This is a genomic window from Micromonospora sp. NPDC049230 (assembly GCF_040647875.1).
GTDB lineage: Bacteria > Actinomycetota > Actinomycetes > Mycobacteriales > Micromonosporaceae > Micromonospora.
On record NZ_JBEZCZ010000064.1, the window covers coordinates 16107 to 27461 of the forward strand.

The following is an 11355-nucleotide window of genomic DNA, read 5'->3' on the forward strand; positions in this document are numbered from 1 at the left end:
CCGGTTGCCACTACGGCGGTGGGAGATCGGCGAGGATGATCGCGTGAACGTGATCGGCGGGATCGAGGCGGCCATCGACCGCTGGGTGAGCGCCGCGCGCCACCGGTCGGGGCTCTTCGACCACGTCTGGCGCGCTGGCGCCCTGTACGCCGAGGTGCTGGCCGGCCGGCTGGCCGCCGCGATCGCCTACTACGGCTTCTTCGCGGTGTTCGCCCTCGCCCTTGTCGCGTTCTCCATCTTCGGTGCGATCCTCGAGGACAACGACGACGTCAGCGCGGCGGCGGCCGGCTTCCTCAAGGAGAACCTGCCCTTCCTGGACGCCGAGCAGATCGCCAACTCCAGCGGCACTGTCGGGGTGGTCGGCCTGGTCATCCTGGTCTTCACCGGGATCGGCTGGGTGGAGGCCATCCGGTCCTCGCAGCGGCTGATGTACGCGCTCAACCAGCAGCCCGGCAACCTGGTGATCCGGCGGTTGGTCGACCTGGGCGTGATGATCGGCATCTTCGTGCTGCTCGGCGTCTCGGTCGCGGCGGTGGACGCGTTGGAGTCGCTGCTGCGTTTCCTGCTGCGCAGCACCGGGTCGGTCGGTCTCACCACGATCAGCGCGGTGCTCAGCGTGCTCGTCAACGCGGTGCTCGCCACCGCGTTGCTCCTCGCGGTGCCCCGGCTGCGAATGAGCCGGTCCCGGCTGCGCCCGGTGGTGCTGCTGGTCGCGATCGGCATCACCCTGTTGAACACTGTGGGGCGGTACTACGTGGTGCGCACCGAGCGCAATCCGGCGTACACGGTGGTGGCCGGCGCCGTCGGTCTGCTGCTCTACCTCTACCTGCTCAACCAACTGGTGCTGTTCGGCGCCGCCCTGCTCGCGACAAGCAGCAACGGTCGGGTGGTGGACCTGGCGGAGACCCCCGCCGCACCGAAGATGGTCGACGAGGACACCGATCCCGGTACGCCGGGCGGTGCGGGCTGAGGACGGAAGGTGTGCAGGTGCTGATCTCGGTCGACCCGGACTCGTCGGTGCCCCCGTACGAGCAGGTTCGTGGGCAACTCGCCGAGCTGATCGGCGACGGCCGGCTGCCGGTGGGCAGCCGGCTGCCCACCGTCCGGCAGCTCGCCGCCGACCTGACGTTGGCCGCGAACACTGTGGCCCGGGCGTACCGGGAGTTGGAGGCAGCCGGGCTGCTGGAGACCCGCGGGCGCAACGGCACGTTCGTCGCCCCCGGGCGGGACGACGCCGTCGACCGGCTACAGCGGGCGGCGGCCGGCTACGCGGCCGAGGCGACGCGGCTCGGCGTACCGCCGGCCACCGCACTCGCCCTGGTCCGCGCCGCCCTGGACGCGGTCCGCCCCGGCTGAGGGTCGTCGATCACCCGCCGGACGGGCGAAAACTGAGCCGAAAGCCGTCGGTGCTCGCGTTCGCGGACCATGATGAGCCGGTGGGCGCACTCATGACACTTGACCTGCCGGCCGACTCGCCGCTCCTCGGTCTGCCGTGGATCATCACCTTTGGTCCGCTCGGTGACCTCGACGAGTGGGAGCCGGTGGTCTGCGGGCCGTACGAGCGGCCACACGCGTTGGCGCTGGCCGAGGCGGTGGTGGCCGAGGAGCAACTGATGGCGGTGGTGGAGCCGTTGCTGCCGGCGCTGTCGGCCGACGAGATCCGCAGTGAGATCGCCGCCGCGCAGGTCGCCGCCGAGGACGAGGCCCGCCAGGTCGAGGGCGCCGACCTGTACGGCGACTTCGAGGACGTGATCGACGAGGAGTTGGACGCCGCCGCCGACGAGGCGGGCCACGGTGAGCCCGCCGAGCCGCCGGACGAGGCCGAGGTACGCGAAGGCTTCACCCGGATCGCGGCGCTGCTCACCGCGAAGTGACCCCGGGGTCGTCAGCGGGTCGGCGGACCATCCAGCACGCAGAACTCGTTGCCCTCCGGGTCGGCGAGCACCGTGAACCGTTCGGTCCCGGTCTGCCCGACGTCGACGTGCCGCGCACCGAGGCCCAGCAGCCGTCGTACCTCGGTCTCGGGGTCCGTGTCCGCGACCAGGTCGAGGTGCAGTCGGTTCTTGCCCCGTTTGGCGGTGCCCGAGCCCTGCAACCAGACGGTGGGGGCGGTGGCCGGCGACTGCCCCGGCGGCCAGAGCTTGGCGCTGCCGTCGTCGCCCTGCTCGACCTCGTAGCCGAGCGCCGCTGACCAGAACGCGACCATCACGTCCAGGTCCTCGACGTCGAGCGTGCACTGCGCGATCAGTACCCCCATCGGGTCACCTCCGTAGCGACGGTGCCCGATGCGGTACCCGCGTCGGTCGCGGGTCACACCACCCGCGTCACCCGGACACCGGCGCCACGCGGAGCGGACTCCGCGCGGCGCCGGTGGCACCTCACCCCCCACCACAAGGGGCCGGTAGCCCAGTCGCCCGCCGGCGCGGGGCACGACGAACGACCAGGTCGAGAAGGTCTTACCCGTTCAGCGCCGTGGTAACCAGACGTCGGCCTGGGGCGGAGTGGCGGTGCTGATCATCAGAGCAATATGCCGCCCCGGAGCTGCAAGAGTCAAGCAGTTCTTGCGTAAGGAAGTCCTGCGGCACTCGGCACGACAGCTGTCGAGCCGCGCACCACCAGCTCCGGACGGAACAGGTATTCCGAGTGCGGAGCGCCGTACCCGTTGATCTCGTCGACCAGGGCGCGGACGGCGGCCACCGCCATCGCGGCGACCGGCTGCCGCACTGTGGTCAACGGTGGGTCGGTGAAGGCCATCAGCGGCGAGTCGTCGTAGCCGACCACGGAGACGTCGCCGGGCACCCGGAGGCCGCGCTGGCGGGCCGCGCGGATCGCGCCGAGCGCCATCAGGTCGGAGCCGCAGACCAGGCCCGTGACACCGCGGTCGAGCAGGCGGCCGGCCGCCGCCTCACCACCCTCCACACCGAACAGCGACAGCTCGGACAGTGGGCCGAGGTCGGCCTCCGCGACACCGGCGAGTCGGGTCATCGCGGAGCGCCAGCCGGCCACCTTGCGCCGCACCGGGACAAACCGATCCGGGCCGGTGACCAGCCCGATCCGTCGGTGCCCGAGCGCGACCAGATGGGCGACGGCCAACTCGGCGGCCTCCCGGTCGTCGCAGGAGACGAAGGGGGCGCCGATGTCGGGCACGTACCCGTTGACCAGCACGACCGGCAACGGCCGGGCGAGCAGCGCTCGGTAGCGGTCGTGGTTGGCGGCGGCGTCGGCGTGCAGCCCGGAGACGAAGACGATGCCGGAAACCTGCCGGTCCAGCAGCATCTCGGTGTACTCCTCCTCGGTCACGCCACCGGCGGTCTGGGTGCAGAGCACCGGGGTGAACCCGCTCTGCGCCAGGGCCGACTCGATGACCTGGGCGAAGGCGGGGAAGATCGGGTTGTCCAGTTCCGGCACCACCAGGCCGACCAGCCCGGCGCTGCGCTTGCGCAGTCGGGCCGGGCGTTCGTAGCCGAGCACGTCCAGTGCGGTGAGGACGGCCTGCCGGGTCTCCGGGGCCACGCCGGGGCGGTCGTTGAGCACCCGCGACACAGTGGCCTCGCTGACCTCGGCCTGCTGGGCGATGTCGGACAGGCGAGCGCGCATGGCGGCACCCTAGCCCACCGGCAAGTTCTTGCGGAGCGTTCCGCAAGCCGTTCCATCGCCCGCAAAATCTTGCTGGCGACCGGCTGTGCCCGGCTCTCCGGTGTGCTGACACCGACCCGCGCTCGGGTCTGATGGCCGCGCGGCGCGGCATCGACGCGCCGAGCGGCCCGACCCCCTACTACAAAGCGTCGTTGATGGGGGAGGATGTGCGACGTGGAAGCGCTGCGACTCATTCTCCTCTATGTCCATCTGATCGGCTTCGCCCTGCTGCTCGGCGGCTCGATCGCCCAATACATCAGTGGCCGGCTCCGGATCAACCCGGCCATGCTCTGGGGCGCGGTGATCCAGTTGCTCACCGGGCTGGGCCTCTCCGCCCCGCTGCGCGACGGCGACGAGCCGGCACTCGCGAAACTTGTGACGAAGTTGGTCATCGCGCTGCTGATCTTCGTCATGGTCTTCTTCTCCCGGAAGCGGGACGTGGTAAACCGTGGCCATTTCCTCGCGATAGTCGGTCTGACCCTGGTCAACGCGGCGGTCGCGGTCTTTTGGCGGTAACGTCCGAGGGGGGGCAGCCGCCTCCGAAAGCGGACGTTGTGGACGCCGGGACACGCGCCTACCAGCGCCAGGAGTGACCTGCCCCACGCAAGGGTTACACCCGGGTAACAGGCGCTCAACAGTCGTGCACGATTGTCGGCCGGTGGGTGGGCGCGGGCGTACGCTCCCGTCCGTAACGTGGGACAGCCGGCGGCACACCGCAGGTCGGCTGATGGGCTGCCACCGCACTAGGCGCGGTGTGCAATGGGAAGGAGACGTCTTGCGCTCGGTGCGTGGGATGCGGATCGCCTCGGTCGTCGCGGTGGGTGGGCTCGCGCTCACCGCCGCCGCTTGTGGCGAGGCCCCCAAGGATGACAACAACGCCGGCAGTGGCGGCAAGAAGTTCAGCGCCTGCATGGTGACCGACGTCGGCGGCATCGACGACAAGTCGTTCAACGCCTCGGCCTGGCAGGGTCTGAAGGACGCCAAGGCCGCCAACGACAACATCGACATCAAGTTCGTCGCGTCGAAGGCGGAGGCCGACTACGAGCCGAACCTGACGCAGTACGTCAACCAGAAGTGCGACTTCATCCTGGCGGTCGGTGGCCTGATGGCCAACGCCACCAAGAAGATCGCGGCGGCGAACCCGAAGCAGGAGTTCGGCATCGTCGACGCCAACCCCGGGCTGGACAACATCTACCCGATGCAGTTCGACACCGCGCAGGCCGCGTTCCAGGCCGGCTACCTGGCCGCCGGGATGACCAAGAGCGGCAAGGTCGCCACCTACGGCGCCCTGCCGATCCCGCCGGTGACGATCTTCATGGACGGCTTCGTCGACGGCGTGGCGTACTTCAACACCACCAAGAAGAAGAACGTCCAGGCGCTGGGTTGGAACAAGGAGACCCAGAAGGGCTCCTTCAGCAACGACTTCGCCAAGCAGGACGAGGGCAAGAAGGTCTCCGACGCGCTGGTCGCCCAGGGCGCGGACATCATCATGCCGGTCGCCGGCGGCTCCGGCCTCGGCACCACCGCCGCGGCCAAGGCCTCGGGTGGCAAGTACAGCACCATCTGGGTGGACGTCGACGGCTGCCAGAGCACCCCGGACTGCTCGGCGATCATCACCACCGTCGTCAAGAACATCCCGGGGGCCGTCAAGGAGGCCGTGGTCAAGGCCGCCGCCGGTGACAAGCTGCCGGCCAAGCCGGGCTTCGTCGGCACCCTGGCCAACAACGGCGTCTCGCTCGCCCCGTACCACGACTTCGACAGCAAGGTTCCGGCCGAGCTGAAGGCGGAGATCGACAAGATCAAGGCGGACATCGCCGCCGGCACCATCACCGTCACCTCGAAGGCCCAGCCGACCAAGTGACGTCCGGCCAGCCCCTCCGGTGAGATCATCGGGAGGGGTCGGCGGGGAACAGGTACGACCGATCGGCCGCTCCGGCCCGCGGGTGACCGTGGGGTCGGAGCGGCCGATCGCGCACCACGTCGGCCGGGCCGGTCCGGTCGGGTCGACGGCAGCTAGGCTGCACCATCGCTCGCACTCCAGGAGGTTGCGCTGAGACTCGAACTGCGCGGCATCACCAAGCGGTTCGGTGATCTGGTCGCCAACGACCACATCGACCTGACGGTGGAGCCTGGAGAGATTCACGCCCTGCTCGGCGAGAACGGCGCGGGCAAGTCGACACTGATGAACGTGCTCTACGGGCTCTACCAGCCCGACGAGGGCGAGATCCTGGTCGACGGCAAGCCGCTGAAGCTGAGGGGCCCGTCCGACGCGATCGGCGCCGGGATCGGCATGGTGCACCAGCACTTCATGCTGGTGCCGGTGTTCACCGTCGCGGAAAACATCATGCTCGGCGCCGAGCAGACCCGGGGCGGCATCGCCGGCTTCCTGGATCGGCGTCGCGCCCGGCGCGAGGTCACCGAGGTGTCCGAGCGCTACAACCTGCGGGTCGACCCGGACGCGGTGATCGAGGACCTGCCGGTCGGCATCCAACAGCGCGTCGAGATCGTCAAGGCGCTCACCCGCGACGTCGACCTGCTCATCCTGGACGAGCCGACGGCCGTGCTCACCCCGCAGGAGACCGAGGAGTTGCTGACGGTCATGCGGTCGCTGAAGGCCGCCGGCAAGTCGATCGTCTTCATCACCCACAAACTCGGCGAGGTCAAGGCCATCGCCGACCGGATCACCGTGATCCGGCGCGGCAAGACCGTCGGCACCGCCTCACCCGAGGCCAGCCGGGACGAGCTGGCCGCCCTGATGGTCGGGCGTAACGTCCGGCTGACAGTGGACAAGTCCCCGGCCACGCCGGGCGACCCGGTGCTGGAGGTGGCCGGGCTCGTCGTCGACGACGACCGGCAGGTCCGCGCGGTCGACGGGGTGGACCTGACGGTGCGCGCCGGCGAGGTGCTCGGCGTGGCGGGCGTACAGGGCAACGGTCAGACCGAGCTGATCGAGGCGATCATGGGCCTGCGCCCGGTGCTCGCCGGCACTGTCAGCCTGGTCGGTGACCGGATCGACGGCTGGACGCCGAAGAAGGTGCTCCGCGCGGGCGTCGGCTACGTGCCCGAGGACCGCAGCGTGGACGGCCTGGTCAAGGAGTTCAGCGTCGCGGAGAACCTGGTGCTGGACATCTACGACAGGCCACCGTTCGGTGCGGGGCTCGCGCTCAGGCCGGACGCCATCGCGGCCTCGGCGAAGGAACGGATCGAGCAGTTCGACGTCCGCACCTCGTCCGCCGAAGCGGCGGTGGGCACCCTCTCCGGTGGCAACCAGCAGAAGGTGATCGTGGCCCGGGAGCTGTCCCGGCCGCTGAAGCTCCTCATCGCCGCCCAGCCGACCCGTGGCGTCGACGTCGGGTCGATCGAGTTCATCCACAGCCAGATCATCCACGAGCGGGACATCGGCACCGCCGTCATGGTGGTCTCCAGCGAGCTCGACGAGGTGATCGGGCTGGCCGACCGGATCGCGGTGATGTACCGCGGTCGGATCATCGGCGTCGTCGGCCCGGACACCCCGCGTGAGGAGATCGGCCTGCTGATGGCCGGCATCAGCCCGGACGAGGCCCACGAAGCCGTCGCGGCACCCGCCGCCGACGACCCCGGTGCGGCCGACGGGGGCCCGGCGAGCGACGCGGGCCCCGCGAACGAGGACAAGGCATGAGCGAGAGTGACGGCATGAGCGAGCGTCAGCGAGCGAATCATCGTTGCAGGGCGTTGGTGTCTCGTGGCGGCACGCAGCGAAGCGGAGTGACGGCATGAGCGAGCGTCAGCGAGCGAATCATCGTTGCAGGGCGTTGGTGTCTCATGGCGGCACGCAGCGAAGCGGAGTGACGGCATGAGCGACCCCACGTCGCAGTCGGGTTCCCCGGACAAGGGGCCGGCGAGCGAGGCGCAGGCCGCGCAGAACGCGCTCGGCAACACCGAACGGGCCGAGTCGGCGACCGAACCGGACCGCTCGGCGGCGACGTCCGCTCCGGACCAGCGGCCCGAGCCCAGCCTGGGCCGGTTGTTCGTGGACAACCTCTGGGCGGCCAACACCTTCACCGTGACACTGCTGTCGTTGGTGCTGGCGATCGTGGTCGGTGCGGTACTGATGATCATTTCTGATCCGTCTGTGCTGTCCACCTACTCGTACATCACCTCGCGGCCGTCCGACGCGATCAACTCCAGCTGGACGCTTGTCAGCGAGGCGTACGCGAACCTGTTCAAGGGTTCGGTCTTCGACCCCGAGGCGTTCTCCGGCTGGTTGAACGGCAGCAACGGGTGGGAGGCGGTGCTCGCGCCCATCTCCGAGACGCTCACCTACACGACGCCGCTGGTCTTCACGGGCCTGTCGGTGGCGCTGGCCTTCCGGGGCGGCCTGTTCAACATCGGCGCCCAGGGCCAGGCCACCGTCGGCGTGATCCTGGCGGCGCTGGCCGGCTTCCTGCTGCCCCTGCCGCCGGGCCTGCACCTGCTGGTGGCGGTGCTGGCCGGCGCACTGGGCGGGGCGATCTGGGGATTCGTCCCGGGCATCCTCAAGGCCCGCGCCGGCGCACACGAGGTGATCACCACGATCATGCTCAACTACGTCGCCACGTACCTGCTCACCTGGTTGATCGTGCAGGACGGCGTACAGGACCCGACCCGTACCGACGCGATCAGCAAGGCCGTGGACACCTCCGCCCAACTGCCCCGCCTGCTCGGTGACAACCTGCGGGTGCACGCCGGCATCCTGCTCGCCGTGCTGGCGACCTGGGTGGTCGCCTGGCTGCTGAACCGCTCGACGCTCGGCTTCGAGCTGCGGGCGGTCGGCGCCAACCCGGACGCCGCCCGCACCGCCGGCATCAGCGTCACGCGGACGTACATCCTGATCATGGTTTTCGCCGGCATCCTGGCGGGCCTCGGCGGCTCGAACATGGTCCTCGGCTCCACCGCCAGCGCGCTGACCCCGTTGGTGGTGGCGCAGATCGGCTTCGACGGCATCCTTGTGGCGCTGCTGGGCCGGGTGAAGCCCTGGGGGGTGCTGCTTGCCGCGTTGCTGTTCGGGGCGTTGCAGGCCGGTGGCAACCGGATGCAGTCGTACTCCGGGATCTCGCTGGAGCTGGTGACAGTGCTCCAGGCGCTGATCGTCATCTTCATCGCCGCGCCGGCCCTGGTGAAGGCGATCTTCCAGCTCCGGGCCGCGCGCGCCGCCCGGTTGCAGACGAGCCTGGCGAAGGGCTGGTAGCTCATGTCCACCATGGCTGTCCCCGACATCGCGGTCGCCCCGGTCCACCAGGGCTTCTGGACCCGGAGCCGCAAGGTGGGCCTCACCCTGCTGGCGCTCGGTCTGCTGGCCGCTGTGCTCTTCGGCGCGCTCGCCACCGACCAGCAGGCCCGGTTCACGCTCAGCGACGACGCGGCAGGTGCCGCCTTGGAGATCAACGGCACGATCGGGGCGATCCTGTTCGGGATCATCGCGATCGCTGCCGGCGCGGCGCTGCTCGCCGGGGTGCCGAAGCGGTGGTTCCTCCCCGTGCTCGGCGTCGGGCTCGCCGGCTTCGTGCTCTCGTTCCTCTGCTGGCAGGTCTCCGCCGCGCCGGCCGGGCAGAACTTCATGCCGCTCGTCAACATCATCCGGGGTACGTTCATCCTGGCCCTGCCGCTGATCTTCGGCGCGCTCGCCGGGGTCCTCTGCGAACGGTCCGGCGTGGTCAACGTGGCCATCGAGGGTCAGTTGCTGATGGGCGCGTTCAGCGGCGCGCTGTTCGGCAGCATCTCCGGCAGCGTCTGGGTGGGCCTGGTCGCCGCCGCCATCGGCGGTGCGTTCATCTCGCTGCTGCTCGCCGTCTTCGCCATCCGCTACCTGGTCGACCAGGTCGTCATGGGCATCGTGCTGAACCTGCTCGCGGTCGGCGTCACCGGCTTCCTCTACGAGCGGCTGATGCAGACCGACGCGGCGAAATACAACAGCGCGCCACGCTTCAGCAACTGGGAGATCCCGCTGCTGAAGGACATCCCGGTGCTCGGGCCGGCGTTGTTCCGCGGCAACATCTTCCTCTACCTCGGGCTGCTGCTGGTGCTGGTGATCCACATCGGGTTGTTCCGTACCCGGTGGGGGCTGCGGACCCGCTCGGTGGGCGAGCACCCGATCGCCGCCGACACGCTCGGCGTCAAGGTGCTGCGGGTCCGCTACCGCAACGTGCTGCTGGCCGGCGTGGTCGCCGGCATCGGCGGGGCGTCCTACACGCTGGCGCTCTACTCGTTCACCAAGAACATGATCGGCGGCAAGGGGTTCATCGCCCTGGCCGCGCTGATCTTCGGCCGGTGGAACCCGACCGGGGCGCTGCTCGCCGCGCTCTTCTTCGGCTTCGCCGACCAGCTCGCCACCTACCTGGGCGCGATCAGCAGCTCGATCCCCAGCCAGTTCCTGGCCATGCTGCCCTACCTGGCGACCATCCTCGCGGTCGCCGGCCTGGTCGGACGGGTGCGGGCACCGGCCGCCGACGGCAAGCCGTACATCAAGGGCTGACGCCGGAGCCGTGCCCGGCGGGGCCTCCCCGCCGGGCACGCCCCGCGCTCATCCAGACCCTTCCAGGAGTACGCCCAGACGTGGCGCATCGTGAACGCGGCTGTGCGGACGCAACGAAGGCCACCATCGAGCGTCCGCTGCTGTCGTTGCAGGGTCAGCCGAGCGGCCCGATCTGCTTGGCCAGGTCGACGAACGACTGCCACGTCCGCGGGTTGAAGTGAAGGACGTGCCCGTGCACCCGGCCCTGCTCGCTTCTGACCTGGGCTCCTTCGGCAGAATGGTGGCATGACCGACATTGACTGGGCGCGGCTGCGCGCCGCCGCCACCGAGGCGATGCGGCACGCGTACGCGCCGTACTCGACGTTCCCCGTCGGCGCGGCCGCGCTTGTCGACGACGGCCGCGTGGTGGTCGGCTGCAACGTGGAGAACGCCGCCTACGGGGTGACGCTGTGCGCCGAGTGCGGGGTGGTCTCCAGCCTGCACGCCACCGGTGGCGGTCGACTCGTGGCGCTGTCCTGCGTCGACGCGACAGGTGAGCCGCTGATGCCGTGTGGTCGCTGCCGGCAGTTGCTCTGGGAGCACGGCGGGCCGGAGTGCCTGATCGAGAGCAAGACCCGCCCGCTGCGGATGGCCGAGTTGCTGCCACACGCCTTCGGTGTGGAGGACCTGGAAGCCGTCACCGGGGAGACGCCGGTGCCTGTGGTGCCGGAGCGGCTGGCCGCCTGGCGCGGGCGCGGCACCGTCTTCGTACACCCGGACATGTCGGCCGGGCAGCAGGTCTGGACCGCGTACTGGGAGCGGTCGGCCGGAGACGACGTCGGCGCCGAGACCGGGGTGCTGGAGGAGGCCCCGAGCTGGGACGACCCGGCCGAGGCGATCACCTGGGGTCTGGCCCGGACACCGCGTGTGGTGGTGGTCGACGCGACCGGCACCATCTTCTGGGCCGGCGAGGGTGAGCCGCCGCTGGAGATCCCGGTTCGCTGGTCCGCCGACTGACCGCAAACCGCGAGCGACCGCGAGGCCACCCGCAGTTTCATGATCGTGCTCGATCATGGATGTTCAACACCGTTGCGGTAGGGCCGTAGCCGGCGGGCCAACCCGAGACAGGGGCCCGGCTTGGCGATCATGGAGTTGTGGTGCCGACTTTGGGGGTTTTACGGGCGTTCTGTTACCCACCACAACTCCATGATCGGCGAGGCAGTGCTGGTTGACGAACAGCCGTTCCACCT

General features: G+C 69.9%; 11 protein-coding genes. 9 read left to right on the forward strand and 2 right to left on the reverse strand.

Annotated elements, in window-relative coordinates; genetic code table 11:
• The first annotated feature begins 43 nt into the window (after positions 1–43).
• From AB0A95_RS32690 to AB0A95_RS32700, 3 genes are all read left to right on the forward strand, one after another.
• Entirely contained in the window at positions 44–970 is a 927-nt protein-coding gene (locus tag AB0A95_RS32690; RefSeq protein ID WP_357559602.1) for a YhjD/YihY/BrkB family envelope integrity protein, read from the forward strand.
• Between the two features lie 11 nt (positions 971–981).
• On the forward strand, positions 982–1356 hold the full coding sequence (locus AB0A95_RS32695; RefSeq protein ID WP_357559603.1) for a GntR family transcriptional regulator: 375 nt from the start codon (positions 982–984) through the stop codon (positions 1354–1356).
• An 80-nt stretch (positions 1357–1436) separates the two neighbouring features.
• Positions 1437–1874: a hypothetical protein gene (locus AB0A95_RS32700; protein WP_139582803.1), complete on the forward strand. Its 438-nt coding sequence runs from the start codon at positions 1437–1439 to the stop codon at positions 1872–1874.
• A gap of 11 nt (positions 1875–1885) precedes the next feature.
• Here AB0A95_RS32700 and AB0A95_RS32705 read toward each other — a convergent pair whose 3' ends face one another.
• Together AB0A95_RS32705 and AB0A95_RS32710 are read right to left on the reverse strand one after the other, a co-directional pair.
• Entirely contained in the window at positions 1886–2257 is a 372-nt protein-coding gene (locus AB0A95_RS32705; RefSeq protein WP_357559604.1) for a VOC family protein, read from the reverse strand.
• A 293-nt stretch (positions 2258–2550) separates the two neighbouring features.
• Positions 2551–3597 carry a LacI family DNA-binding transcriptional regulator gene (locus AB0A95_RS32710; RefSeq protein WP_357559605.1) on the reverse strand — a complete coding sequence of 349 codons (1047 nt, stop codon included), beginning with the start codon at positions 3595–3597 and terminating at the stop codon, positions 2551–2553.
• Between the two features lie 213 nt (positions 3598–3810).
• On the opposite strand from AB0A95_RS32710, the gene AB0A95_RS32715 reads away from it, so the two are divergent.
• The 6 genes from AB0A95_RS32715 to AB0A95_RS32740 all read left to right on the forward strand — a co-directional run bounded on the left by AB0A95_RS32715 (position 3811) and on the right by AB0A95_RS32740 (position 11122).
• Positions 3811–4152, forward strand: coding sequence for a hypothetical protein (locus tag AB0A95_RS32715; protein WP_357559606.1), 342 nt, complete (start codon positions 3811–3813; stop codon positions 4150–4152).
• Positions 4153–4429: 277 nt separating this feature from the next.
• Positions 4430–5497: a BMP family ABC transporter substrate-binding protein gene (locus AB0A95_RS32720; RefSeq protein WP_357559609.1), complete on the forward strand. Its 1068-nt coding sequence runs from the start codon at positions 4430–4432 to the stop codon at positions 5495–5497.
• A 249-nt stretch (positions 5498–5746) separates the two neighbouring features.
• Positions 5747–7294, forward strand: a complete 1548-nt coding sequence (locus tag AB0A95_RS32725) for an ABC transporter ATP-binding protein (RefSeq protein ID WP_357559610.1) — start codon at positions 5747–5749, stop codon at positions 7292–7294.
• Positions 7295–7468: 174 nt separating this feature from the next.
• Complete coding sequence (locus AB0A95_RS32730; RefSeq protein ID WP_357559607.1) at positions 7469–8842, forward strand: ABC transporter permease; 1374 nt, start codon at positions 7469–7471, stop codon at positions 8840–8842.
• 3 nt (positions 8843–8845) lie between these two features.
• A complete protein-coding gene (locus AB0A95_RS32735) occupies positions 8846–10126 on the forward strand; it encodes an ABC transporter permease (protein ID WP_357075595.1) in 1281 nt (426 codons plus the stop codon).
• Positions 10127–10411: 285 nt separating this feature from the next.
• Entirely contained in the window at positions 10412–11122 is a 711-nt protein-coding gene (locus AB0A95_RS32740) for a cytidine deaminase (RefSeq protein WP_357559608.1), read from the forward strand.
• Positions 11123–11355: the final 233 nt, after the last annotated feature.